The sequence below is a fragment of the Pseudomonas cistanchae genome (assembly GCF_054483635.1).
In genome coordinates this window covers 170,694-197,073 of record NZ_JBTLWN010000002.1, presented here as the reverse complement: position 1 = coordinate 197,073, position 26,380 = coordinate 170,694, and the positions used below count along the sequence as shown (strand labels likewise).

Below are 26,380 nucleotides of genomic sequence, written 5' to 3'. Positions count from 1 at the left end.
ACCGGGAGGAGAGGGGTGGTGTCAGGCGTTGGGTTGCCAGCCGCCGCCGAGGGCTTTGTAGATGGCGACGATGCCGCGGTAGAGCTGCACTTCGGCCTGGGCTTGGGCGTCTTCGGCGGCGAGGCGTTCGCGTTCGGCGTCGAGCAGCACGAGGAAGTCCACTTCGCCTTCGCGGTAGCGCACGCCGGCTTGCTCGGCGGCGGCGCGGCTGGCTTCGGACTGGCGCAGCAGGGCGAGCAGGCGCTGCTGGTTTTTCGCGTAGTCGCTAAAGGCGTTTTCCGATTCCTCCAGGGCGAGCAACACCTGCTGCTCATAACTGGCGAGCGCGCCATCCGCCTGTGCTTCGGCGCCGCGCAAACGGGCCCGCACGCTGCCGAGATCGAACGCCGCCCAGGTGATGGTCGGCGCTACACCCCAGGCCCGCGCGGCTGATGAGCCGAGTGCCGAACCGCGCCCGGCGGTAAAGCCGAGAAATCCGGACAGGCTTACCCGTGGGAACAGATCTGCGGTGGCGACGCCGATATCCGCAGTTGCCGCAGCCAGTTGGCGCTCGGCGGCTCGGATATCAGGGCGCCGGCGCAGCAGTTCGCCAGGGTCGCCAATCGGCAAGTTCTTGGCGATGGCGGGCAGCGGCTTGGCAGACAGATCCACGCTCAGTTGTTCCGGGCGCTGGCCCAGCAGCGTGGCGATGCGGTTGCGTGCTCGCGCCTGTTCGGCTTGCAGCAGCGGCAGGCTCGCTTCGGTCGAGGCCAGGCGGGCGTCGGCGCGCAATACATCCAGCTCGCTGCCGACCCCGGCTTCGCGCAGTTGCTCGGTAATGGCGCGGGATTTCTGCTGGTTCTGCAGGTTCTCCCGGGCGATGCGTTCACGCAGTTGCGCGCCGCGCAGCGAGCCGTAGGCGTCCACCAGTTCGGCGATCAGGCTGACCTGCAGCTGGTAGTAGTCGGCTTCGGCCACTTCGATCTGCGCATCGCTGGCTTCCAGCTGCCGCTGGATGCGGCCAAACAGGTCCAGCTCCCAGGCCATGTCGAGGCCCAGATCGTAACGTTCGGCGTTGACCCTTTCCTCGCTTAAGCCAGGCTGCTGGGCTTTACCGATTTCGGCGCTGGCCCGGCTGGTGATGGTTGGCAAACGGTCGTTGGCCACATCGTCGCGGATCGAGCGGGCGGCGCGCAGGCGGGCGAAGGCCACGCGCAGTTCGCGGTTGTCCTGCAGCGACTGATCGACCAGTTGGTTCAGCGTCGGGTCGTCGAACTGCTGCCACCAGACCGTCTCGAAACGCGAGCGGTCGTAGTTGCCGGTTTCGGCGCTGGCCAGGGTGGCCGGCGCGGTATCGGGGCTGCGGTAATCCGGGCCCACGGCGCAAGCGCTCAGGGCCAGGGCGAGCAGGGCGGGGGCGAAGGCCTTCATGCCTGCACCTCCTGTAAACGCGCGGCTTTGCGGGCTTGGCGTTTCTCCACGAATGCGCGGATCAACACGTAGAACACTGGCGTCAGCAGCAGGCCGAAGAAGGTCACCCCGAGCATGCCGCTGAACACCGCGACGCCCATGGCATGGCGCATTTCCGCACCAGCGCCGGTGGAAATCACCAGCGGCACCACGCCCATGATGAAGGCGAAGCTGGTCATCAGGATCGGCCGTAACCGCAGGCGGCAGGATTCCAGCACCGCGGCGACGCGGTCCATGCCTTCTTCCTGTTTCTCCTTGGCGAACTCGACGATCAGGATGGCGTTCTTGCACGCCAGCCCGACCAGCACGATCAAGCCGATCTGGGTGAAGATGTTGTTGTCACCCCCGGTCAGGATTACCCCGGTGATGGCCGACAGAAGGGTCATCGGCACGATCAGGATCACCGCCAGCGGCAGGCTCCAGCTCTCGTATTGCGCGGCCAGTACCAGGAAGGCCAACAGCACGCACAGCGGGAAGACGAACAGCGCGGTGTTGCCGGCGAGGATCTGCTGGTACGTCAGCTCGGTCCATTCGTAGCTCATGCCGTTGGGCAGCTCGTCTTCGAGCAGCTTGGCCATCGCCGCCTCGGCCTGACCGGAGCTGTAGCCTGGTGCCGCGGCGCCGTTGATCTCGGCGGTGATAAAGCCGTTGTAGTGCATCACCCGATCCGGCCCGGCGCTGTCGCTGACCTTGACGAATGTCGACAGCGGCACCATCTCGCCCCGGTTGTTGCGCACCTTGAGCTGACCGATCTGATCGGCTTCGAGGCGGAACTGCTGATCGGCCTGCACATTGACCTGATAGGTACGGCCAAAGCGGTTGAAGTCGTTGGCGTACAGCGAGCCCAGGTAGATCTGCATGGTGTCGAAGATGTCGTTGATCGCCACGCCGTGGGTTTTGGCTTTGTCGCGGTCGATGGCTGCATCGATCTGCGGCACGTTCACCTGGTAGCTGGTGAACAGGCCCGCCAGTTCCGGCACGCTCTGGCTCTTGGCGATCACGTTCTGGGTCTGCTTGTAGAGCTCTTCGTAGCCCAGGTTGCCGCGGTCCTGCACCTGCACGCGGAAGCCGCCGATGGTGCCAAGGCCCATCACCGGTGGCGGCGGGAAGATGGCGATAAAGGCTTCCTGAATCTCCGCAAACTGGCCGTTCAACTCACCGGCAATCGCGCCCGCAGCCATGCTGGCGTCCTTGCGCTGGTCGAAATCCTTCAGGGTGACGAAGACGATGCCGCTGTTCGGGCTGTTGGTGAAACCGTTGATCGACAGGCCGGGGAAGGCCACGGTGTTTTCCACGCCAGGGTGCTTGGAGGCGATTTCCGACATGCGCTTGATCACGTCTTCGCTGCGGTCCAGGGTCGCGGCGTCGGGCAATTGGGCGAAGGCCACCAGGTACTGTTTGTCCTGGGGCGGAACGAAGCCGCTCGGTGTGCTGGCGAAACCCAGGTAGGTCAGGCCGATCAGGCCGGCGTAAACGACCATGGCGATGCTGCTACCACGCAGCACGCGCTTCACGGTGCCGACATAACCGTTGCTGGCGCGGTTGAACACCCGGTTGAACGGGCCGAACAGCCAGCCGCCGAACAGCTTGTCGAGCAGTTTCGAGAAGCCGTCCTTGGGTGCGTCGTGGCTGCGCAGCAGCACGGCGGCGAGTGCCGGCGACAGGGTCAGCGAGTTGATCGCGGAAATCACCGTCGAGATGGCAATGGTCAAGGCGAACTGTTGATAGAACTGCCCGGTAAGCCCGGAGATGAATGCGGTCGGTACGAACACGGCGCACAACACCAGGGCGGTGGCGACAATCGGTCCGGTCACTTCCTTCATGGCCTGCTTGGTGGCTTCGACCGGCGTTTTGCCCAGGCCGATATTACGCTCGACGTTCTCCACCACGACGATGGCGTCGTCCACCACGATACCGATCGCCAGCACCAGGCCGAATAGCGACAGCGCGTTGAGCGAGAAGCCGAACATGTGCATCACGGCAAAGGTGCCGATCAGCGAGACCGGTACCGCCGCCAGCGGAATGATCGAGGCGCGCCAGGTCTGCAGGAACAGGATCACCACCAGTACCACCAGCACCAGGGCTTCGAGCAGGGTGTGCACCACCGCTTCGATGGAGCCACGGACGAAGATGGTCGGGTCGTAGACGATGGAGTACTCGATACCTTCGGGGAAGCTTTCCTGCAGTTCGGCCATGCGCTCGCGCACCGCATCGGAGATGGCGATCGCGTTGGAGCCGGGGCGCTGGAAGATCGGGATGGCGACCGCCGGCTGGTTGTTCAGCAGCGAACGCAGGGCGTACTGACTGGAACCCAACTCGATGCGCGCGATGTCCTTGAGGCGGGTGATTTCGCCATCTTCGCCTGCGCGAATGATGATGTTCTCGAACTCTTCCTCGGTAACCAGGCGGCCCTGGGTGTTGATCGACAGTTGAAAGCTGTTGGCCGCATCGGCCGGTGGCGCGCCGAGGGAGCCGGCGGCAACCTGACGGTTCTGCTCGCGGATCGCGGCCACTACGTCAGAGGCGGTGAGGTTGCGCGAGGCGACCTTATTCGGGTCCAGCCATACGCGCAGCGAGTAGTCGCCGAGGCCGAACAGTTGCACGTCGCCGATGCCGTCCAGGCGCGCCAGTTCGTCCTTGATATTCAGCGCGGCGTAGTTGGACAGGTAGAGCATGTCGTAACGCTCGTCCGGCGAGATCAGGTGCACCACCATGGTCAGGTCGGGCGACGCCTTGTCGACGGTCACGCCAATCCGCTGCACCTCGGTGGGCAGGGTCGGCATGGTGCGGGTCACGCGGTTCTGCACCTGCACCTGGGCGTTATCCAGATTGGTGCCGAGGGCGAAGGTGATGGTCAGCGTCATGCTGCCGTCAGCCGTCGCCTGGGACGACATGTAGAGCATGCCTTCCACACCGGTGATGGCCTGCTCAAGCGGCGAGGCCACGGTTTCGCCGATCACCTTCGGGTTGGCGCCGGGGAAACTGGCGCGTACCACGACGGTAGGCGGCACGACTTCCGGGTATTCGCTGATCGGTAACTGGAACAGCGAGATGGCGCCGCCGATCAGGATGATCAGCGACAGCACCGCGGCGAAAATCGGCCGCAGGATGAAGAATTGCGAGAAATTCATTTGAGAGTCCTTGGACGCTGGTGCGCACAGCGCACCCTACAAATCAATGATCGGGTAGGGTGCGCCGCGCGCACCAAGGCATCTTGTCAGCCGCGTGGCTTGCCATTGTCGATGTCTTGTTTGGCGACCCGTGGGACATCACGTTCGTCCACGGATTGGCGCAATCGGGCCAGCTGGGCGAGGGTGGCCTCGTCGGCCATCGGCACGCTCTGCGGGTCGACCGTTGAGCCGGGCATGGCGCGCTGCAAACCGTTGACGACGATCTTTTCACCCTTGGCCAGACCGCTGCGGACGATGCGCAGGCCTTCCATCTTCGGCCCCAGCTCGATGGTGCGGTAGTTGACGCTGTTGTCTTCACCGAGCACGAGCACAAACTTCTTGCCGAGATCAGTGCCGACCGCCTCATCCTTTATAAGGGTGGCGGCGTAGGTGCTGCTGCCAACCAATTTCAGCCGCGCATAAAGGCCCGGGGTGAACAGGCCCTTGGCGTTGTCGAACACTGCACGACCACGGATGGTGCCGGTTTGCGGGTTGACCTGGTTATCGAGGAAGTCGAGCTGGCCCAGGTGCGGGTGGCCGTCTTCGCTGGACAAGCCGAGGTAAACCGGGCTGGCATCGCGGGTCTGGCCGCCGGCCTGGCGCGCCAGTTCGACGTACTTGAGAAACACCCGCTCATCCGCATCGAAATAGGCATAAACCTTGTCGGTGCTGACCACTGAGGTGAGGTGACTTTCGCCGGCGGTGACCAGGTTGCCGGCTGTTACTGCAGCGCGGCTGACCCGACCGTCGATGGGCGAGGTGACGCGGGTGAAACTGAGGTTGAGGCGAGCGTTATCCAGTTGCGCCTGGATGCCGGCAGCTTCGGCCTGGGCTTCCTGAGCAGCGCTGGAGCGCGCATCGGCAAGTTCGGCGGAAATCGCATTGCTCTTGCGCAGACGCTCGCCACGGCTGGCTTCGCTGACCGCACGGCGCTGACCAGCGCGGGCTTGCTGCAGTTGCGCTTCAAGGCGTTTGACTTCGGCCTGGAAAGGCCGTGGATCGATCTGGAACAGCAGGTCGCCTTTCTTGACCAGGCTGCCTTCATCGAACGCCACCTGATCAACAAAGCCGGACACCCGCGGGCGAATATCGACCGACTCGGGCGCTTCAAGGCGACCGGTGAATTCGTCCCACTCATTAATCGGCTGCTCGATCACTTCAGCGACGCTGACCTTGGCGGCAGGCATCTGCTGAGTGGTTTCCGGTGCTTTGCCGCATGCGCTGAGCGCTGCGACTGCAAGCAACGCGAGGGGTAATTGCCAGCGATTTTTATTCGACTGTTCCATGTGTGATTCCGCCAAAGGTGTTGTGAATAGGCGGAGTCTGCTTCGCGACCGATTACAGAACGAATCGAACGCCGCGAAGATGAATATCATCGGGAATGATTATATGAGGGCTTGTATCAACGCAGCGGTAGGTCACCGCGATTCAAGGCTGCGTCGCCACACAAATTAGTGACGGAAGCGGGTGCCTAGTCGAGGCTGTCCGGGTCGCCCACGAACATCTGGATGCGCGAGCGCAGCCAGCGCTCTGACGGGTCGTTGTCCTGGGCGCCGCGCCAGGCCATATGCACCTCGAAGGTCTGGGTATCCAGCGGCGGATCTTCCGCGCGCAATCCACCTGCCGCCGTCAACGCCGCCGCGGTGTATTCGGGTACGGTTGCAATGATATTGGTGCCGGCGAGGAGGGTGCTCAGGCCGTTAAACTGGGGCAGGGCGAGCACTACGCGGCGGCTGCGACCAAGTTTTTCCAGCTCCGTATCAATAAAGCCGCCAAGGTCCCCGGCAAACGAAACCAGCGCGTGCGGCCGTTCGCAGTAGTCGTCCAGGCTCAGCACGCCGGGCGCCGCGTCGGCCCGTAACACCTTGGCCTTGCTGCGCCGTAGCACTTTGCGCTTTGCATTGGCCGGTAGCTCCTGGGTGTAGCTGACGCCGACGGAAATCTCCCCGGACGCGAGCAACGTAGGCATCAGCAGGTAGTTGGTGCGGCGGATGACCAGCACCACGCCCGGTGCTTCGGCACGCAAGCGCTTGATCAGCGGCGGCAGCAGGCCGAACTCGATGTCGTCCGACAGGCCGATGCGAAACACCGCGTTGCTGGTCGCAGGATTGAAATCGGCGGCGCGACTGACCGCCGTGCTGATCGAATCCAGCGCCGGCGAGAGCAGGGTGGCGATCTCCTGGGCACGGGCGGTCGGCTCCATGCTGCGACCGGTGCGCACGAACAGCGGATCATCGAACAAGCTGCGTAACCGGGCGAGCGCCGCGCTGATTGCCGGCTGGCCGAGAAACAGTTTTTCTGCTGCGCGGGTCACGCTGCGCTCGTGCATCAGCGTCTCGAATACGATCAGGAGATTGAGATCGACTCGACGTAGATCGTTACGGTTCATCCGGTGTCCATCTAGGAGAAAGGCCGCTTAAGCGCGCGCTCATCAGGCTAATGCCGAACGCTATCGCGAGGCAATACACTCCTTTGAATGATGCTCGCGAGCTGAATCATCATCGACAGGCATGGTGAATATCACCCCTGCACGGTGGTATTGCCTGCAAAGCCCGGATAAAGTCCGGGCCTATAAGGGGTCAACCGAAGAGGTTCTTAATGTCCCGCATCATTCGTTTCCACCAGTTCGGCGAGGCTGACGTCCTCAAAATCGAAGAGCGGTCGGTGCCTGTACCGGCTGCCGGCGAGGTATTGATCGATGTCGAAGCCATCGGCGTCAGCTGGTACGACGTGCTCTGGCGGCAGAACCTGGGCAACACGCCGGTACAGCTACCGGCAGGCCTTGGTCACGAACTTGCCGGGACAATCGCCGCGGTCGGTGACGGTGTAAGCGATTTTGCGGTCGGTGATCGAGTCGCCAGCTTCCCTGGGCACAACGCCAATCGCTACCCGGCGTATGCCGAGCAGGCGATTCTGCCGGTCGGCTCGTTGACCCATTATCCGGACAACCTCAGCCCGCAGCAGGCGTGCGTGCATTATTTACCATCGCTGGTGGGCTGGTTCGGTTTCGTCGAGCTGGCGCGTCTGCAGCCGGGTGAAAGCGTCCTGGTTACCGCGGCAAGTCGCTGCTGGGGACCTTATATCGTGCAAATGGGTAAGGCGCTGGGCGCCCACGTCATCGCGGCCACCGAACATGGCGAGGACAAGGAATTCCTGAAAGCACTGGGCGCCGATCACATCATCGTTACCGAGGAACAGGATCTCGTCAGCCGCGTCAGCAAGCTCACTGACGGTCGTGGTGTCAACGTTGTGATGGATGCTCTGGGCGGCCCACAGATGTGCCTGCTGGGTGACGCACTGGCGCCGCGCGGTCGGCTGATCCTGTTCGATTTGCAAGGCGGCAACGAAACGCCGTTTCCGGCCTGTGCAGCTTTTCAAAAGAACATTCAGTTCTTCGTGCACTGCATCGGTAACTTCACCGGCAAGGAAGAACTGGGCATCCCTCAGGACAAAGTGGCAGTCGCCAAAGCGCTGCAGGCGATCAACCAGCTGACAGCCGACGGCATTCTGGTGCCACGCGTCGACAGCGAGTTCGTGTTCGACGATGTAGTGGCTGCACACCTGTACATGGAAACCTGTCCGAATCAAGGACGAGTGGTGCTGAAGGTATAGCGCGCAAGGTTTGCCATAAGAAGCTGTAAGCGAAGCCTGATCAAGAAGCTCAGGCTTGAAATGGTCGACTGCAAGGACCGAAACCCGTAACTCATAACTACGCATAATGTATATTATGTTAAACGACGTATGCAGGTATCAGTCCGTCACCCGCCTCTTTGCGGCATATCGGTTTTCACATCGCAGATACAAATCGGCCCTGACAAGTCAGGGCCGTTTTTACTCAGGCTATATACGCCCTGCGTGATCACTTCTTCGCTGCAGCACCAGAGCCAAGGTCCGCACCCGTGATGGGGTCGGCTGCAGGATCGGACATGGTCCGAACCGCCATCTGTTCCAGCACGTCGGCGTCCTCGTCAGGCAGCTGTACGCTGGCCATGCCGTCGCCGCCATCCACTGCGGGCTCAGGTTTGTCGACAAAGACCCACTCTTCGCCCTGGTTCCAGGAACCGCGCAAATCACCTTCGCCTTGCGACATATTGAAGTAGACGTTGGTGAATTCCGGCAGCCCAGGCACTTTTCCTTGCGGGAAGTTGGGCTGGATCGAATGCAGCGCTTTTTCAAATGACTTCTGATGCGCCAGTTCGCGGGTCATCAGAAACCTCAACGCATCCTGAATGCCCGGATCGTCGGTCACGTTGATCAGGCGCTCGTAAATGATCTTGGCACGTGCTTCGGCGGCGATATTGGAGCGCATGTCCGCCGTCGGCTCGCCAATCGAGTCGATGTACGCACCGGTCCAAGGCACACCTGCCGAATTGACCAGCGCAGGCCCACCACCGTAAAGCAACGAAGTGGTATGGGAATCGTTGCCGCCGCCAGTTAGCGAGCGATACAGATCAGCCTCTTCCTCGACCGCCTCAGCGAGTTGCCCTTTAGCACCCTTGTTCAGCATGCCAACGATGGAACCAATGATCTCGAGGTGGCTGAGTTCCTCGGTGGCGATGTCCATCAACAAGTCCTTACGCCCTGCATCGTCCTCGGCCAGGCCTTGGGTAAAGTAACGCATGGCTGCGGCGAGTTCCCCCTGGGGACCGCCAAACTGTTCCAACAAAAGATTGGCCAGGCCTGGGTTAGGCGCAGCCACCCTCACGGTGTATTGAAGTCGCTTGTTATGTACAAACATTTCAGAAACCTCTCGCGATTGTGAACTCCTTTTCGCTAGGTCCTACTTGTTGCGACGAGAGCATCATGAAGAGCCCCCTCCCAAGAATGGAGGAAGTGTCGGAGCTATTAGTTCAGAAGATTTGTTCCGCCAGTTGCGCAATTGAGCTTTTGAATTCAGTTATTTAAAAAGTACCGCTAGTTGTCGAATTACCCATAAAACCGCTTGAACCAATCCGCTTGGCGACTTCTCTACCTCTTGGTTGAGGAGAAGAACGATGGCTGAAAAAGACTATTTGCTACGGCTGCAACTGACGCACCGTTGCATCGCACTCAATGTCGAAGGCGGACGGTGAAGTCCTCACCGTTGAGGGGCTGTTGCGGTGCACGTGATCCACAGGCGCCGCTGATGAAAACCCTGAGTTTCGCCGCGTTGCATTTCTGCATCGCTTTTCTTGTCGCCTACCTGCTGACAGGCAGCCTGATCACCGGTGGCCTGATCGCCCTTATCGAACCCGCCTGCAATACCGTGGCCTATTATTTTCATGAGCGGGCATGGCAGCGCTTTGGTGTCCGCGCCAAGTCGGCAAAAAGACCTTGGCCATGGCCACTTCTACGAAGGGCCAGGCCGACAAGCGCCTTGAGCCGCACGTGACGCCCAGGTCCGATCCTAGGCTTACCCTTCATGCACAGCGGCGCTCCGCCGCTCTTCAAGGAAATTTACCTATGGCTAAAGTACTGGTTCTTTATTACTCATCTTACGGTCACATCGAAACCATGGCTCAGGCCATGGCTGAAGGCGCCCGGAATGCAGGCGCGGATGTTGATATCAAGCGCGTGCCAGAAACGGTTCCGCTGGAAATTGCCCAGAAATCCCATTTCAAACTGGACCAGCCTGCCCCGATCGCCACGGTTGCTGAGCTGGAAAATTACGATGCGATCATTGTAGGTACGGGCACTCGCTTTGGCCGCATGAGCAGTCAAATGGCGGCATTCCTGGATCAGGCCGGCGGCTTGTGGGCGCGTGGTGCGCTGAATGGCAAGGTCGGCGGTGCATTCACGTCGTCCGCCACTCAGCATGGCGGCCAGGAAACCACCTTGTTCTCGATCATCACCAACCTGTTCCACTTCGGCATGACCATTGTCGGGCTGCCTTACAGCCATCAGGGGCAGATGAGCGTGACCGAAATTGTCGGTGGCGCGCCCTATGGGGCCACTACCATTGCGGCAGGCGACGGCTCGCGTCAGCCCAGCGAGATTGAGCTCGCGGGTGCACGTCATCAGGGTGAGTTGATTGCCAAGACAGCTGCCAAGTTAGCCGGCTAACCTGGTCGGGGATGGGCATTACGCCAGCTACCCTGCCCTCATTTGATTCATTACGCATAACATAAAAAAACAGGGCGAATAGTTCGCCCTGTTTGTCTTTGCCCGCGATCAGTTATAGCGGCTGACCGGCGTGCTCTGAGGCGGAACGACAACCGTCGGTTCGACACCATTATGGTTGCTCGCTGCCTTTTTCTTTGCGACTACCGCCGGCAGTGCAGCGCCAAGCAGCGCACCCAATGCAACGCCCGCCGCTACGGTCAGCAATGGCCGCTCGACCACAACGCGAGTCATGTTGTCCTGCAGGTCATGCGCTTGCTCGCGAATGCGCTGCTTGGCTTGACGCGCATCGTTGGCAACCGACGACAAGCTGTCGGACAGATCATGAGCTCGGCTCTTGATGGCAGTACTGCCCTGACGAGTCATGTTCTTGACCTTGCTGGCCAAGCCAGCAGCACTGCTAGTCGCATGGCTGAGGCTCTCGCTGACACCGTGTGCTACCGATTTGGCTTTGCCCACGCCACTTGAAAGCGACGAGCCAGAGGTCGAACTCTGGTTGCGGCTGCCAAGAATCAGACCCAGCAACCCTACAGCCGTGAGCACGCTGGAAATGGGGTTGGCGCTGATTGATGCGCTAAGGTTGTCAACAAACTCGCGACCGTTATCTTTACCGAACGAAACGGCCTTGTTGATCAGTTGCGATGGATCCAGTTTGGCTTCCAGTGCATCGACAATACCGTCGATGTTGGAAAGCTTCTGATCAATCTCACGCTCGAGTGTCTCGGAGCTTTTATGGGACTCGGCTTCGATACCATTCTGCTTGTTCATAATCAGGTCCTCTGCAGGGGGTTTTTGTTCTTGTGCAACGCATCCATCGTCTTGGTAGGCGCAAGATGCGAAGGCTCAAGCTTCTTCTTACCTGCCTGCAACATGGCAAAACCAACCAGCATCACAGCGACGCCTACGATTAATGCCGCCAGCCACATTTGCATGTACAGGCTTAATCCATATACCGCTGACATCAGCAGAATGATAAATCCAGCGAGTAAAACAATTGCCCCAGAGCCAATACTGATAAGGCCCGCTTTGGTGCTATTGATAGACTCGCTGATTTCACTCTTTGCCAGCGCCAGTTCCTTGGTGAAAAGTGCCAACACTTCATCTTTAAGCTGACGCACAAGCGTCAATACTGAGCCGCCCATGCCAGTTGCTTCCGGAGTTGTCTGAAATGCAGTTCTGTCTTGATCGGTATTCATTCCAGGCGTCCTTTTGGCCGATCACTGATAGGCTGCGAGCTGCTCCCAAAACCAGCCCCTAACGGATCAACGTCAACTTGGCTGTCGATCGAGCCGTTCTTTCCATAACCATTAGTGGAACTGGAAGTGGCGTTGCTGCCGGTGGAGTTGCTGGCTGCCGCACTCGCGTTACCGTATTCGGCAGAGCGCGCCTGGGAGTCCGAGGCAGACAGGCCTTGGGAGGAACTCTGATAGGTCGAATCACCCAGTTCAGGCGTGTCGTGAGTACGAGCCGAACGCAGCATCTGCGACAAGCCATAACCAATGGCTACGGTACCGGCCAGGAACAGCACTGGATTTTCACGAGCGAAGCGTCCCGCCTGCTGAAGCAACTCTTCTGTGCTTTTGCCACGCAGGTTGTCAGCAGCCGTGCTCAACCGCTCCGCCATGCTCGATACGTACTGCGCCAGGCCTAGCGGATCATCGCTATCAATCTCGGCAACTGCGCTGCGTGCGCCGCGGGCTAGGTTATCCAGCTGTTCTGCAGCGCGCTCGCCGTAGTGCTCGACCTGCGCTTTGCCTTGAGCTTTGACGTCTTCAGTGATCGAAACCGCCTCTTCCTTCAGTTTATTGAGGTGCTCATTGACCTTTGAATTCTGGGGTTGATTTGAACCTTTGTTTAAATTGTCCATATGCGCTCACCCTATATAGTCAGAATTGAAATCTGTGAAGGTTGCATAGTGCTCAAGCCTTCATCTAAAGCCAGTCAACTCCAATGCGTAGAGCATCTGCAGTAAGCCTGGCGTACATAGAATGGAGAGCCGTTCGACCGTCGAGGTTCAGCTTAAATTTACGCATCAAGAAAATTGCGACAAAAGGCAAAATAACCTTCAAAGCTTTTAAGCGCTATTTGGCATATCAACACTATTTTGATGCTTAAATAATATCATTGCGATATTAAATTACCGATTCCGATAGTTAGCCAATATTCTAAGCAGTACGATTCCTTGAACTTAGCCAGCCAGGTCCCTTCTATTACCCTGTACCTCTACACAGAGAAGGAGATCGATATGAAACATTCGAAACTATTGACCGCAGGTATGTTTACATTTTCAGTACTGGCCGCAAGCGTCAGCGCTTTTGCCGCGGATATGATCGAGCCGGAGCACTTCGTGGATGAAGCCTCAGCGAAGGGCGTAGCCGAAATCGAAACCGGTAAGCTGGCGCTTGAAAAAGGCACCTCTGCAGAAGTGAAAAGCTTCGCACAGACTATGATCGACGATCACACTAAAGCTAACAGCGAGCTGGCAGCGTTGGCCAAACAGAAAAATCTCGACGTGGCGACCGAAGCGGAACTGCTGAACAAGGTCAAGGCAATGATCCTGGAGCTGCGTGACGGCGAAAACTTTGACGATGCCTACGCCAATAATCAGGTCGTGGCCCACGAGCAGACTATTGAACTGTTCAAGCAAGCCAGCAATTCGGAGGATGCGGAAATTGCGGCCTTTGCTAAAAAGATGCTGCCGAAGCTGAACCATCATCTGGAAGAGGCGAAAGCGCTCGCCGCAGCAACTACCGATCCGGATTGATAAGCAAAAAATCGTTAATAAAAAACGCCCCTTCCGGGGCGTTTTTTTATTGGACGAACGGTTGAAAAGTATCAACCGCTCTTTCGTAAATCACTTTGGTCGGACAGATAAACCTTCACTGATTCCAACTCCCCGTCGGCCGAATATATTTCAACAGGCGCAATCTTGTCAGCCATGAAGTGTTCCGCTAATTCTAATATTTCCTCTTTCGTACCGGCGACTTTCGACGGACGGGTCGCTCCCTCTTTGCGTAACTCCCAACCCCGTCCTGTAAGACTAATATGGTAGCTCTTCACCCTGCTCTCCCGTACATGTAGTCACACTGTAACGTGAGAGCCCGATTCGACTCGGTTCGTTCAGAGAGATTGTTAGCTCAATAACTGCTAAGCCGGGGTTTAAGCAGGCCGTTTTTTAGGTTTTGTAGAACAATATGCATGTAGACGAGCCGACGACTCCCTAACCAGTCACTAGGTCGCGTAACCGTACCTTCATAATCGCCTGTACAGAATACTGGTTAGCCGATAACTGGACGGTCCGGAACGTGCTGTTTGACATCATCGTGATATGACTTGCGCTCGCTCTTGGACCAACGGCTGCTTACAAATGAAAGGAATGAGTACTGGGCTACAAATTAAGTGTACAAGGGAAGGAATTCTCAGGCCCTCGCCATTGTCGAGGGCGCTTAGCTAGCTTAGCATTCAACCCTACCTGCTCCGGCTTGATCCTTACGCTGCGCGCGATGGATTTGGGGTGGCGATGTACAGGATTCACTAATATTGAGGATGCGCCTGCAAGCGAACTCGCTAATTCTTACCGTGCTGTACTGTCTGGAAAGACTGGTTGTGGCGGACTAAGTGCCCTATAGCGACGGATGACCGATTTCTATCGGTGAGGCATTGACTAGCAACTAACTGTTAGGAAATGTGATATGGATATGACGGAGAGAAAAGCAGCTATTTACAACCACTATTGGTATGCAAGCGAACGATACCTTTATGCGGTAGCGGGTCTTGTTCTGTTTATAGCAGCGGTAAATGTTCACCAGCAATACGATCAGCCTATTGAGTCGCCGCACCTTGCAGCGAACTATAACCATGCGGCGCCCGATAATTCGTTATTCTTTTCTGCCTATGAAGTGAGCGATATCAATTCATGCGCGGACTGGCAACTTGTTCTGGCGCAGCCGGGAGACCATGAGTGCAATGAAGTTTGCCAGGCGAACCACTCCATAATTGAAACAGTTGCGCGAGTTGATCGTTTGGTACTTGCCTGTACCGACGATGTCAGTCAACTGCATAGCGATCTTTCAGGGAAAACCATCGCAAACATTGCTCAGCCTGCGGGCAATGCAGCGCTCAAACGGCGCTTGTCTTTTTAACTGCCCTCTTAGCTGTCCTTCGCGCACCTCCGAACAAAAATAACAGCGCACCTGCTCAAGCCAAGCATTCAACGCACCGCAACAAGGGGGCGCGTTACTTGGCTTCGCGCAGTCGTTCGTAATAATAAGGCAGTTGCATAAGCGCATGCTTGGCGGCGGCGACGCGCACTTCGTTGCGGTCGCCCTCGAATTTGACGGTTTCGCTCACCACTCCGGAATGGCCGTTCAGGTTCATCGCACAGGCAAAACACATCACGCCATCCAGTTCGTCATCCGACGCCGCCATCCCAGTGTTGGCCAGCGCAATATTGGCAGTTCCTTTCGCCAAGGCGCCTTCAGCCATTTCCCTGGCTACTTCCTCACTGGTCAAACCATAGGTATCGATGGTTTCCAGCTTGACGCCCAAGTGTCTCTGCTTCGCTTCCACCGAATAAACCACGAAGCCACCTTGAAGAACGGATGCGCAGCCAGGTATGTCCGCGACCGACGAAGCGATCAATCCGGCGGTGGCTGATTCGGCCGTTGTCAGCACCAAGTTGTACTTATCCAGGAAGTTAACGACCTGCTCGATGCTCTGCATGGATGAAGCCCTCTAGCCAGCGCTATGTGACGGATTTTTGAAATAGCTGAACAGGCAAAAGTTCAGGGTATTTCTAGCCCGCTACCGCTAGGAAAAAAGGTGAAACTTTCCTTTTCCAGCCCCGGTCTGGATTAAGTGTGGGGAGGTCGACGGCGGATCAGCCGCCAGCTCACATAACCACTGAGTCGCTTAGGGACTTGCACATCATGTGTGGCGAGGCAATTGGCTCTGCCGTAGACCATGTTTTACCGGAGGATGCTATGGGGAATTTGGGAGCAACTGCTCAGCTCGAAAACGTGGACTTTCTTTCGGCCAGGCCGCAACTCGTTGAAAACATCAATGGGGAAAAACGCAAGATACTTTTTGTGACGTCCGAGTTCGCCGACTTGGTCAAGGTGGGCGGTCTAGGCGATGTGTCCGCAGCCCTGCCCCGCGCGCTCGCTGCTTTCCACGATATCCGCGTGCTGATTCCGGGGTATCGCCAGGTGCTCGACAGTGGCAACCCCATTCGCATCATCGGCCGGATTGCTGGGCACGCTGCCCTACCGGCGTGTCGCATCGGTCGTATGGACCTGAAAGACGGCCTTATCGTTTACGTCATCATCTGCCCCGAGCTGTTCGAGCGTGAGGGTTCGCCTTACACCGACTGCAACAATCGCGACTGGCCGGACAACCATATTCGTTTCGCCCGCCTTGGCCTTGCGGCTGCTGAAATCGCAGCCGGCAATGCCGATATGCAGTGGTGCCCCGAGCTGGTTCACGCCAATGATTGGCCGGCCGGTCTGGTTCCGGCCTACATGGCTTGGCGCGGCGTATCGGCGCCGAGCGTGTTCACCGTGCACAACCTGGCGTATCAAGGCCTGTGCAACCTGGAATGCCTGCCCGAGCTTGGTTTGCCAAGCGCAGCCTTGAGCGATGTCTACGAGAACATGGAGTTCTACGGCAAGCTGTCCTTCATGAAGGCCGGGATTTCCTATGCAAGCCATATCACCACCGTCAGCGAAACCTATGCCCGCGAAATCACGACTTACGACTTCGGCTGTGGGCTGGAAGGCCTGCTTAAGTACAAGGAAGACCTGGGCCAGCTGAGCGGTATTACCAACGGCATCGACGAAAGCTGGGAGCCGCTGTCGGACCCGCACCTGATCGAAGGCTTCACCGCCCAAGACTGGCAGGGCAAGCGCGCCAATGCAGCGTATGTCGAGCAGACGTTCGGTCTACAGGCTGACGCAGGCCCGCTGTTTGCGGTGGTCTCCCGTCTGGTGCAGCAAAAAGGTATTGACCTGACCATTGAGGTGGCCGAGCAAATTGTTGCCCTGGGGGGGCGGTTAGCTGTAATCGGTCGTGGCGAGCCAGAGCTGGAAACGGCGATGAGCGAACTCGCCCAGCGCCATCCGGGTCGCATCGGCGTCCACGTGGGCTTCAACGAAACCGATGCGCGGCGGATGTTTGCTGGCAGCGATTTCCTGCTTATGCCCTCGCGCTTCGAGCCGTGCGGTCTCAGCCAGATGTACGCCCAGCGCTTCGGCTCACTGCCTATCGCGCGGCGCACCGGCGGGCTGGCGGACACCATCGAGGACGGCGTAAGCGGCTTCTTGTTCAACGAATCCAACGCGGCGAGTTACCTCGAAGCGATTCAGCGTGCGTTCCAGGTGTATCAGCACCCTGCCCTGTTCAACGCCATGCGCTGCCAGGCAATGGCCACCCCGCTTTACTGGCATCAGGCTGTTCGCCCTTACGATGAGCTGTACAAGCGCCTGGTGAACGAGCACCTCAGGCAGCATCAGTTCGGCGCCAGAGTCGCGAGGGCTTCCTGATGAAGCCTGTCGAATTCAGACATGGCGCGCAGTTGGAAGACGACGCAATAACCCGATTCTCTTTGTGGGCGCCTAGCGCAAAAAAGGTCGCTGTAGTGCTTGAGGGTGGTCGAACCCTGGAGATGCGCGCGTATCCGGCGGGTTGGTACAGCACTACGGTTAATTGCGGAGCGGGCACTCAGTACCAGTTCCAGATCGATCAGGACACGCTGGTGCCCGACCCAGCCTCCCGTGAGCAGGCAGAGGACGTGCACGGCCCGAGCCTGGTGGTGGACGCCCGCGCGTACGAGTGGCAGACGCCTAACTGGCACGGCCGGCCATGGCATGAAACCGTGATCTACGAGCTGCATGTCGGTTTGCTTGGCGGTTTCAGCGAGGTCGAAGCCTATCTGCCGACGCTGGTGGAGCTGGGCGTCACGGCCGTGGAGTTGATGCCGCTGGCGGAGTTTCCCGGTACGCGCAACTGGGGTTACGACGGCGTCCTGCCATTCGCCGCCTCGTCCTCTTACGGCACCCCGGACCAGCTGCGCAGCCTGATCGACAAGGCCCATGCCTTGGGCCTGATGGTATTCGTCGACGTCGTCTACAACCACTTCGGTCCCGACGGTAATTACCTAGGCCAATACGCCCGCGAATTCTTCCGTGACGACCTGCAGACTCCCTGGGGTGCGGCGATCGATTTTCGCCAGCCGCAGGTGCGGGATTTCTTCTGCGAAAACGCACTGATGTGGGTGCTCGACTACCGCGTCGATGGCCTGCGCTTCGATGCCGTTCACGCGATCAGCGAGCGGGACTTTCTGATTGAGCTGTCAGAGCGTGTGCGTGCTGCCGTGGATGGCTTGCGCCAGGTGCACCTGATTTTGGAAAACGAGGACAACGCTGCCACGCTTCTGCAGCAGGGCTTCGATGCCCAGTGGAACGACGACGGCCACAACGTGTTGCACGTGCTGCTCACCGGTGAGCACGAAGCCTATTACGCCGACTTCGCCGAGCAGCCCACCGAAAAACTGGCCCGCTGCCTGAGCGAAGGGTTCATCTACCAGGGCCAGGCAAGCCGCCATGGCAAACCCCGCGGCGAGCCGAGCGCGATGCTGGCGCCGAGCGCCTTCGTGCTGTTTCTCCAGAACCATGACCAGATTGGTAACCGCGCATTCGGTGAACGCCTCACCCAGCTAGCGGACCCTGATGCGCTGAAGGCTGCGACTGCGCTGTTGCTGCTGAGCCCGATGGTGCCCCTGATGTTCATGGGCGATGAATGGGGTTCGCGGCAGCCCTTCCTATTTTTCACCGATCACCACGATGAACTGGCCGATGCCGTGCGGGAAGGCCGGCGCAACGAGTTTGCCGATTTCTCGATTTTCGCAGACGCCGGTCAGCGCGAGAAAATTCCTGACCCGAACGCCTTGAGCACCTTTACCGATTCGGTCACGACCTACACGCCCGACAGCGCGCCGGAGCAGCGTAACTGGCGCACGCTGTACCGCGAGCTGCTTGCCTTGCGTCGCGAATACATCATGCCGCGCCTGCTCGGTACACGGGCGCTGGGCGCGGTGGTGCTCGGTCAAGGCGCGGTGACAGCGCGCTGGGAAATGGGCGATGGCAGCGTGCTGCGCATCGATCTGAACCTGAGCGACAGCCCGGTCAGGCTGCAGACAGTCTGTGCCGCCGAGCCTATCCATGCTCATCGCATCAATGACGACTACCGGCAAGGAACCTTGGCTGCGCACAGCGTGGCCGTCAGCCTGGAGGCCAGCCATGAGTGATGGCGCACTGGCCAAGCTGGCCCAGGCTGCAGGCCTGAGTATCGAGTGGGTGGATGCCGATGGGCGTCAGCAACAGGTCGATGCCCATGCCCAAGGCGCCTTGCTCGAGGCGCTCGGCTATGCGGTACAAAGCCCGCAGCAAATCGCCGACAGCCTTGCCCACCTGCAGGATCAGGAGCGCAACGCTGCCCTGCCCCCGCTGATTACCGTCGATGAGGGGCATACCCTGTCACTGGCCGAGTACTTTCAGGCCAACTCCCCGTTCTTGCTGACCTGCGAAAACGGCGAGCGTATCGATGGCCGTCTAGACCATGCCGGACGCTTGCCAGCGTTCCACTGTTGCGGTTACCAGCAGTTGTTGATCGGCAACCAGCACCTGACCCTGGCAGTGGCACCTGCCGCATGCCCCAGCGTCGAACAACTCACCGGGCGCAAACACATCTGGGGGCTGACTGCGCAGCTTTACTCGCTGCGCCGTGAAAACGACGGCGGCCTGGGCGACACCCTGGCCCTTGAACAGCTGGCACGCAGCGCCGCTCGCAAAGGCGCCGATGCCCTGGGTATCAGCCCGACTCACGCGATGTTCGGCGCAGGCACCGAAAACTACAGCCCGTACTCACCCTCGAGCCGGTTGTTCTTCAATGCCTTGCACGCCGCACCGGCCAGCGTCCTCGGGGACGAAGCAGTCGCTGCGGCCATCGGTGCCTGCGGCTTGCGTGACGAGCTCGCTCGTCTGGAGTCGCTCAGCCTGATCGACTGGTCGGGCGTGGCTACGGCGCGGCTGAAAATATTGCGCGCGCTATATGGCGGCTTTTCCGCAGCCAGTCCGCGCCTGCAAGAGGATTTCCAGCAGTTTCGCGCCCAGGGTGGCGACGCACTGTTGCAGCACTGCCGCTTCGAGGCGTTGCATGGCCATCTGCTTGGCGAAAGCATGTCAGGTGACTGGCGCAATTGGCCGCAGGCCTATCGCGACCCTGCCAGCGAGGCAGTCGTGCAGTTTGCCGAGAGGCATCAGCGCGAAGTGGACTTCCACGCCTTCTGCCAATGGCTGGCGGCTCGTTGTTTGGGCCGCACCCAGCACGCGGCGCGAGAAGCCGGAATGAAGATCGGCCTGATCGCCGACCTCGCGGTGGGCGCCGACGGTGCAGGCAGCCAGACCTGGGCGCGCCAGGACGAGTTTCTGCATTCGGTCACGGTGGGTGCACCGCCTGACATCCTCAATCGCTCCGGGCAGAACTGGGGCCTCTCGGCGTTTTCCCCGAGTGGTCTCAAGCGCCACGGCTACCGTGCGTTCATCGAGATGCTGCAGGCCAACCTGGCCCATGCCGGCGGTTTGCGGATCGACCACATCATGGGCCTGCGTCGACTGTGGATCATTCCACGCGACAACGACTCAGGCGCAGGCGCCTACCTAAACTACCCGGTCACCGAGCTGCTGCGGCTGCTGGCGCTGGAAGCATCGCGCGCCCGCGCACTGATCATCGGCGAGGACCTCGGCACCGTACCTGACGGCCTGCGTGAGGAACTGGCACAGCGGCGCATCCTCGGCATGCGCGTGCTGCAGTTCGAGCAGTCGGGCCATGGCTTCACTCCGCCCGCCGCGTGGCCACGGGATGCCCTGGCGACCACTACCACCCACGATTTACCGACGATGCGCGGCTGGCTATCTGGCCGCGATATCGAATGGCGTCAGGCGGTTGGTCATCGCTCCGATGAAAACAGCAACGGTGACCGTCAGCAGCGTCAGCATGACAAAGCTGATTTGAAGAAAGCCCTGCAGACCCACGGGCAACTGGACGAAAGCGGCAATGACCTGGAGCAACAGCTCGATGCCTGCGTCGGCTATATCGCCAGCACGTCGGCACCCCTGGTGTTACTGCCGGTCGAGGATGCACTCAGCGAGGAGGAACAACCCAACCTGCCTGGCCCAGGCGACCAACACCCGAACTGGCGGCGCCGCTGGGTACTGCCGGCAGCCCAGATGCTTGATGCCCCACAGGCCGATCAGCGCCTGCAACGTATGGAACAGACCCGCCGACGCGCCGAGGAACGCAACAATGACTGAGCTGCGCGCGACGATTCGTCTGCAATTTCATCGAGGTTTCACCCTCGATGACGCGGTCCCGCTGGTGGACTATTTCCACCGGTTGGGCATTACCCACATTTATGCGTCGCCCCTGCTCAAGGCTCGGTCCGGCTCCATGCACGGCTACGACGTGGTCGACCCGACCCGTATAAACCCCGAACTTGGCGGCGAGGCAGCCCTGCAACGGCTGGTAAGTGCCCTGCGCAAGCGGCGCATGGGATTGATTCTGGATATCGTGTCCAACCACATGGCAGTTGGCGGCGACGCCAACCCCTGGTGGCTGGATCTGCTCGAATGGGGCTTGCGTAGCCCCTACGCAAGTTTTTTCGATATTCATTGGAAGTCCCACGACCCCCTGCTCAAGGGCCAGTTGCTGATTCCCTTCCTGCGCAGTGACTACGGCGAAGTGCTGGCAGCCGGTGAAATCGAGCTGCATTACGAGGCCGAAACGGGCGGCTTCTATACCCGTCACTACGACCATCGCTTTCCGCTTTCACCGCCCACCTACGCCGAGCTGCTGGAGCACAGCGGACACCCGCAGCTTCAGGCATTGGCCGAGCGCTTCAATGCGCTGGAAGACGACACCAATGCCTGGCAAAGCGCCCAGCAGTTGCGCCATGAGCTCGCCGAGCTTGGCCAAACCGCAGAGGTCGCTGATGCCATTCACCTGAGCATGGCGCTGTATAAACCGGTCAGCGAAGAAGGCATGCAGCGTTTGCACCAGTTGCTCGAACGTCAGCATTTTCGTCTGGCGAGCTGGCGTACCGCCGCCGATGACATCAACTGGCGGCGCTTCTTCGACATCAATGAGTTGGGCGGCCTGCAAGTCGAGCGGCCGGAAGTGTTCGAGGCGACCCACGCGAAAATCTTCGAGCTGGTCGAGAACGGCCTGATCGACGGCCTGCGTATTGATCATGTCGACGGTCTGGCCAATCCACGCGGTTATTGCCGCAAACTGCGCAGACGCGTCAATGGGCTGCTGGCCAAGCGCCCCGAGGCCCAGCGTGGCGACCATTTCCCGATTTTCGTAGAGAAGATCCTTGGCCACGGCGAACAGCTGAGCGATGACTGGGGCGTGGACGGCACCACCGGTTACGAATTCATGAACCAGGTGTCGCTGTTGCAGCACGACCCGCTCGGTGAACTGCAGCTGTGCTCGCTGTGGAGCACCCTCACCGGCCGTTCCGAGAATTTTCTCGACGAGGTGCGCGAAGCGCGACAACTGGTGCTGACCAGCTCACTTGCCGGGGACCTGGAAAGCGTCGCCCAAGGACTGCTGCTGGTAGCCCGCGACGACATTGCTACCCGCGACCTGACCCTGGGCGCGATACGTCGGGCGCTGCTCGAACTCATCGTGCATTTCCCGGTGTACCGCACCTATGCCGGTGCCAACGAGCGTTCGGCGCAGGACCAGGTCTACTTCGAACAAGCCCTGGAAGGCGCACGCACAACGTTGCCTGAAGCTGACTGGCCACTCCTCCAGCACCTCGACAACTGGCTGGGTGGGTCACCGTTGCATAGCCTGCCGCCGGGCCAGGAGCGTCGTTTGCGTCAGCGCATCCTTGCACGCTTTCAACAGCTGACCTCGCCTGCAGCCGCCAAGGCAGTGGAAGATACCGCCTGCTACCGTTCGGCCGTGCTGCTGTCGCGCGCCGACGTGGGCTTCGATCCACAGTACTTCAGCGCGCCCACTCAGGCGTTCCATCAACAGTGCATCGAACGCGGCAAGCGCTTTCCCGACAACCTGCTGGCGACTGCCACCCATGATCACAAGCGTGGCGAAGACGTGCGCGCACGACTGGCAGTGGTGAGCGAGCGCGCGGCCTGGTTCAGCCAACGGATCGCAACCTGGCGCGGCCTTGCGGCCCCCTTGCGCGAAGAACTGGAAGACGGCATCGCACCCTCGCCCGCCGATGAGCTGATGCTGTATCAGACCCTGCTCGGAAGCTGGCCGACGGAACTGACGGCGGACGAAGCTGAAGGTCTGGCCGAATACTGCGCGCGTCTGGCGCAGTGGCAGGAAAAAGCCTTGCGAGAAGCCAAGCTGCGCAGCAGCTGGAGCACGCCGAACGGCGCCTACGAGGCGGCGTGCAGGCATTTTCTCGAGCAGTTGCTGACCTCGCCTGAAACCCGCGAGCTACGCGACGACATTGCCGCCGCCGCAGCCGCCATCGCCCCTGCCGGTGCGCTCAACAGCCTGGCACAGACGCTGCTGCGCATGACCACGCCGGGCGTTCCGGACCTTTATCAGGGCGCTGAATTTTGGGACTTCAGCCTGGTTGACCCGGATAACCGCCGGCCGGTGGATTTTGCTGCGCGCAGTACGGCGCTTGCTGGCGTTCACGAGCACGGCGAACTGGTTCGCCAATGGAGCGATGGACGGATCAAGCAACACCTGATCAGCAAGACCCTGGCTGCCCGCGATGCGCATTCGGCACTGTTTCGCCTGGGCGACTATCAACCCTTGAGTGTCACCGGCGAGCATGCTGATCGGCTGCTGGCATTCGCACGGCATTACGACGGCGCCTACCTGATTGTGGTCGTACCACGGCTGGCAGCACCGCTGCTGGACAATTACCCCACGCCCCATGTGCCGCCAGAGCGCTGGGCAGACACTCGAATCGAACTGCCAAAAATCAAGGATGGTCGTCTTAAGGGTTACTTCTCGACCACCCATATTCGTCCCGATCTGGGACACCTCGTCGTCAGCGAGGTGTTGGCGGACTTCCCCGTCAACCTCGTCTATCTCGCCACACACAGCCTGGAGCCGCTGCCATGAGCATTGATGAAAAACGTGTACGTGAATTCGCCTATCAGATCTGGGAATCCGAAGGTCGCCCCACAGGTCAGGAAGCCAAGCACTGGGAGATGGCCAAGAAGCTGGCCCAGGCCGAAGCCCAGGGCGAACGGCAACCCGCGCCGCGTGCGCGCAAGGTCAGTAAACCCAAGGAAGTCACCAGCGCGGCGCCCGGTGCTGCCAGCAAGAGCGCCGAGGAAAAGCCTGCCCTGTTGAAAAAGCCCAAGACATCCGCCAAGGCACCCGCGGCGAAACCAGCGAAGACGCCCAAGGCATAAGCGTGGCGCTTCGCTGGCAACCTATCATCGAAGGAAATCTGTATGAGCACCGCGAAAAAAGATCCCGAAATCCAGCAGCGCTCACGCGTCAGCGAAGGCTATCCGTTTCCCCTGGGCGCCACCTGGGATGGCTTGGGGGTCAACTTCGCGCTGTTCTCCGCCCATGCCACCAAGGTGGAGCTGTGCCTGTTCGACAGCAAAGGTGAAGTCGAGCTCGAGCGGATCGAACTGCCCGAATACACCGACGAGATCTGGCATGGTTATCTGCCCGACGCTCACCCGGGCCAGGTCTATGGCTACCGGGTGTATGGTCCGTACGAGCCAACAGCCGGGCACCGCTTCAACCACAACAAGCTGTTGATTGATCCGTATGCCAAGCAGCTGGTCGGCGCGCTGAAGTGGTCCGAATCGCTGTTCGGCTACACCATCGGCCACCCCGATGGCGACCTCAGTTTTGATGAGCGCGACAGCGCGCCCTTCGTACCCAAATGCAAGGTGATCGACCCCGCCTATACCTGGGGCTCCCACCAGTCGGTGCGTGTGCCATGGGATAAAACTGTCTTTTACGAAGCCCACCTGCGCGGGCTGACCATGCGTCATCCCTCGGTCCCGGAGGACCGTCGCGGCACCTTCGCCGGGCTGATGAACGCGGACGTGATCAAGCACATCCGCAAGCTCGGCGTATCATCCATCGAGTTGCTCCCCGTGCATGCCTTCGTCAACGACCAGCACCTGCTGGAAAAAGGCATGAACAACTACTGGGGCTATAACAGCATTGGCTTCTTCGCGCCGCATCCGCGCTACCTGGCCAGCGGCCATATCAACGAGTTCAAGGAGATGGCCGCGCACCTTCATGAGGCCGGCCTGGAGCTGATTCTGGATGTGGTCTACAACCACACCGCAGAAGGCAATGAACTGGGCCCTACGCTGTCCATGCGCGGCATCGACAACGCCAGCTACTACCGCTTGATGCCCGACGACAAGCGCTTCTACATCAACGATTCCGGCACTGGCAATACGCTCGACCTCAGTCACCCGTGCGTGCTGCAGATGGTCACCGACTCGTTGCGCTACTGGGCCACGGAAATGGGCGTGGACGGCTTCCGTTTTGACCTGGCAACTATCCTCGCCCGCAACCACGACGGCTACGACGAACGCCATAGCTTCCTGGTGGCTTGCCGCCAGGACCCGGTACTGAGCAAGGTCAAATTGATCGCCGAGCCCTGGGATTGTGGGCCGGGCGGCTATCAGGTCGGTGGCTTCCCGCCGGGTTGGGCGGAATGGAACGACAAGTTCCGCGACAACGTGCGCGGCTTCTGGAAGGGCGACGAGGGCCAACTGGCCGAACTCGCCAGCCGCTTGACCGCTTCAGGCGATTTGTACAACCAGCGCGGACGGCGGCCGTTCACCTCGGTGAATTTCATCACCGCCCATGACGGCTTCACCCTCAACGATCTGGTTTCGTATAACGACAAGCACAACGAGGACAACGACGAAAACAACCAGGACGGCAGCAACAACAACCTGTCTTGGAATCACGGCGTCGAAGGCCCCAGTGACGACCCAGAGATCATCGAGCTGCGTTTCCGCCAGATGCGTAATTTCTTCGCCACCCTGCTGTTCGCCCAAGGCACGCCGATGCTGGTAGCGGGCGACGAGTTTGCGCGTACCCAGCACGGCAATAACAACGCCTATTGTCAGGACAGCGAGATTGGCTGGATCGACTGGAATCTGGGTGAAGAGGGCAAGGCGCTTTTCAAATTCGTCACACGCCTGATCAAACTGCGCATGAGCTACCCGATCCTCCGTCGCGGACGTTTCTTCGTCGGTGCGTACAACGAGGAGCTCGGCGTCAAGGATGTCACCTGGCTTTCGCCGTGCGGCGCGGAGATGAGTGAAGAGCAGTGGCATGACCCCAGTGCCCGTTGCCTCGGCATGTTGCTGGACGGTCGCGCGCAGCCGACCGGTATTCGCCGCAGTGGCGCCGATGCGACCCTGTTGATGATCGTCAACTCGCACCACGACATGGTCAATTTTCGCCTGCCGGAAGTTGCCCAGGGTAAGGGCTGGAGGTGCCTGCTCGACACCAACCAGCCGGATCAGCATGAGTCGGAATTCTTTCCGTTCGACAGCGAGTTCGCCGTCACTGGCCGTTCGTTGCTGTTGCTTGAGTTGCAGCGCGAGTCTCAGGAGTAGCGC

Annotated in this window: 20 protein-coding genes and 1 pseudogene; 11 read left to right on the top strand and 10 right to left on the bottom strand. The window is 59.8% G+C overall.

Annotated elements, in window-relative coordinates:
• Positions 1–21: 21 nt before the first annotated feature.
• The 4 genes from ACX0MV_RS07845 to ACX0MV_RS07830 form a co-directional block, all read right to left on the bottom strand.
• On the bottom strand, positions 22–1,410 hold the full coding sequence (locus tag ACX0MV_RS07845; protein WP_458981938.1) for an efflux transporter outer membrane subunit: 1,389 nt from the start codon (positions 1,408–1,410) through the stop codon (positions 22–24).
• On the bottom strand, positions 1,407–4,580 hold the full coding sequence (locus ACX0MV_RS07840; RefSeq protein ID WP_458981937.1) for an efflux RND transporter permease subunit: 3,174 nt from the start codon (positions 4,578–4,580) through the stop codon (positions 1,407–1,409). The genes ACX0MV_RS07845 and ACX0MV_RS07840 overlap by 4 nt, the downstream gene beginning before the upstream one ends.
• Positions 4,581–4,666: 86 nt before the next feature.
• Positions 4,667–5,905, bottom strand: a complete 1,239-nt coding sequence (mexE, locus tag ACX0MV_RS07835; protein WP_458981936.1) for a multidrug efflux RND transporter periplasmic adaptor subunit MexE — start codon at positions 5,903–5,905, stop codon at positions 4,667–4,669.
• 185 nt (positions 5,906–6,090) lie between these two features.
• Positions 6,091–7,008 (bottom strand): LysR family transcriptional regulator, encoded by a 918-nt coding sequence (locus tag ACX0MV_RS07830; RefSeq protein ID WP_458981935.1) that lies wholly within the window; start codon positions 7,006–7,008, stop codon positions 6,091–6,093.
• A 209-nt stretch (positions 7,009–7,217) separates the two neighbouring features.
• Between ACX0MV_RS07830 and ACX0MV_RS07825 the strand changes: the two genes are divergently transcribed.
• On the top strand, positions 7,218–8,231 hold the full coding sequence (locus ACX0MV_RS07825; protein ID WP_458981934.1) for a zinc-dependent alcohol dehydrogenase family protein: 1,014 nt from the start codon (positions 7,218–7,220) through the stop codon (positions 8,229–8,231).
• Positions 8,232–8,478: 247 nt separating this feature from the next.
• Here ACX0MV_RS07825 and ACX0MV_RS07820 read toward each other — a convergent pair whose 3' ends face one another.
• A complete protein-coding gene (locus ACX0MV_RS07820) occupies positions 8,479–9,357 on the bottom strand; it encodes a manganese catalase family protein (protein WP_458981933.1) in 879 nt (292 codons plus the stop codon).
• Positions 9,358–9,744: 387 nt separating this feature from the next.
• On the opposite strand from ACX0MV_RS07820, the gene ACX0MV_RS07815 reads away from it, so the two are divergent.
• Together ACX0MV_RS07815 and wrbA are read left to right on the top strand one after the other, a co-directional pair.
• On the top strand, positions 9,745–9,990 hold the full coding sequence (locus ACX0MV_RS07815) for a DUF2061 domain-containing protein (protein WP_458981932.1): 246 nt from the start codon (positions 9,745–9,747) through the stop codon (positions 9,988–9,990).
• Positions 9,991–10,061: 71 nt separating this feature from the next.
• Entirely contained in the window at positions 10,062–10,661 is a 600-nt protein-coding gene (gene wrbA, locus ACX0MV_RS07810; RefSeq protein WP_458981931.1) for an NAD(P)H:quinone oxidoreductase, read from the top strand.
• 108 nt (positions 10,662–10,769) lie between these two features.
• On the opposite strand, the gene ACX0MV_RS07805 is transcribed toward wrbA, so the two are convergent.
• Genes ACX0MV_RS07805 through ACX0MV_RS07795 form a run of 3 tightly spaced genes read right to left on the bottom strand, consistent with a single transcriptional unit; the run spans position 10,770 to position 12,585 of the window.
• Positions 10,770–11,486 (bottom strand): GreA/GreB family elongation factor, encoded by a 717-nt coding sequence (locus ACX0MV_RS07805; protein WP_458981930.1) that lies wholly within the window; start codon positions 11,484–11,486, stop codon positions 10,770–10,772.
• A gap of 2 nt (positions 11,487–11,488) precedes the next feature.
• Positions 11,489–11,914, bottom strand: a complete 426-nt coding sequence (locus ACX0MV_RS07800; RefSeq protein WP_458981929.1) for a phage holin family protein — start codon at positions 11,912–11,914, stop codon at positions 11,489–11,491.
• Positions 11,911–12,585 (bottom strand): hypothetical protein, encoded by a 675-nt coding sequence (locus ACX0MV_RS07795; RefSeq protein WP_458981928.1) that lies wholly within the window; start codon positions 12,583–12,585, stop codon positions 11,911–11,913. Before ACX0MV_RS07795 ends, ACX0MV_RS07800 begins: the two co-directional genes overlap by 4 nt.
• 378 nt (positions 12,586–12,963) lie before the next feature.
• On the opposite strand from ACX0MV_RS07795, the gene ACX0MV_RS07790 reads away from it, so the two are divergent.
• The gene (locus ACX0MV_RS07790; protein WP_458981927.1) at positions 12,964–13,482 is read left to right on the top strand and encodes a DUF4142 domain-containing protein; all 519 of its coding nucleotides are present in this window, start codon (positions 12,964–12,966) and stop codon (positions 13,480–13,482) included.
• 71 nt (positions 13,483–13,553) lie between these two features.
• Here the strand turns inward: ACX0MV_RS07790 and ACX0MV_RS07785 are convergent, their stop codons facing one another.
• A complete protein-coding gene (locus ACX0MV_RS07785) occupies positions 13,554–13,778 on the bottom strand; it encodes a DUF2188 domain-containing protein (RefSeq protein WP_458981926.1) in 225 nt (74 codons plus the stop codon).
• Positions 13,779–14,410: 632 nt separating this feature from the next.
• Here ACX0MV_RS07785 and ACX0MV_RS07780 point away from each other — a divergent pair.
• The gene (locus ACX0MV_RS07780; protein WP_458981925.1) at positions 14,411–14,860 is read left to right on the top strand and encodes a hypothetical protein; all 450 of its coding nucleotides are present in this window, start codon (positions 14,411–14,413) and stop codon (positions 14,858–14,860) included.
• A gap of 94 nt (positions 14,861–14,954) precedes the next feature.
• Here ACX0MV_RS07780 and ACX0MV_RS07775 read toward each other — a convergent pair whose 3' ends face one another.
• On the bottom strand, positions 14,955–15,440 hold the full coding sequence (locus ACX0MV_RS07775; RefSeq protein ID WP_458981924.1) for a CinA family protein: 486 nt from the start codon (positions 15,438–15,440) through the stop codon (positions 14,955–14,957).
• 260 nt (positions 15,441–15,700) lie between these two features.
• Here ACX0MV_RS07775 and glgA point away from each other — a divergent pair, with 260 nt between their 5' ends.
• The 6 genes and pseudogenes from glgA (at position 15,701) to glgX (ending at position 26,377) form a co-directional block, all read left to right on the top strand.
• Complete coding sequence (gene glgA / locus ACX0MV_RS07770; protein WP_458981923.1) at positions 15,701–17,257, top strand: glycogen synthase GlgA; 1,557 nt, start codon at positions 15,701–15,703, stop codon at positions 17,255–17,257.
• Positions 17,257–19,020, top strand: coding sequence for a malto-oligosyltrehalose trehalohydrolase (treZ, locus tag ACX0MV_RS07765; protein WP_458981922.1), 1,764 nt, complete (start codon positions 17,257–17,259; stop codon positions 19,018–19,020). Before glgA ends, treZ begins: the two co-directional genes overlap by 1 nt.
• A complete protein-coding gene (gene malQ / locus ACX0MV_RS07760; protein WP_458981921.1) occupies positions 19,013–21,085 on the top strand; it encodes a 4-alpha-glucanotransferase in 2,073 nt (690 codons plus the stop codon). Before treZ ends, malQ begins: the two co-directional genes overlap by 8 nt.
• A complete protein-coding gene (locus ACX0MV_RS07755) occupies positions 21,078–23,885 on the top strand; it encodes a malto-oligosyltrehalose synthase (RefSeq protein WP_458981920.1) in 2,808 nt (935 codons plus the stop codon). The genes malQ and ACX0MV_RS07755 overlap by 8 nt, the downstream gene beginning before the upstream one ends.
• On the top strand, positions 23,882–24,181 hold the full coding sequence (locus ACX0MV_RS07750) for a DUF2934 domain-containing protein (RefSeq protein ID WP_458981919.1): 300 nt from the start codon (positions 23,882–23,884) through the stop codon (positions 24,179–24,181). The genes ACX0MV_RS07755 and ACX0MV_RS07750 overlap by 4 nt, the downstream gene beginning before the upstream one ends.
• A 38-nt stretch (positions 24,182–24,219) precedes the next feature.
• Positions 24,220–26,377: pseudogene (glgX, locus tag ACX0MV_RS07745) on the top strand (glycogen debranching protein GlgX).
• The last annotated feature ends 3 nt before the right edge of the window (positions 26,378–26,380 follow it).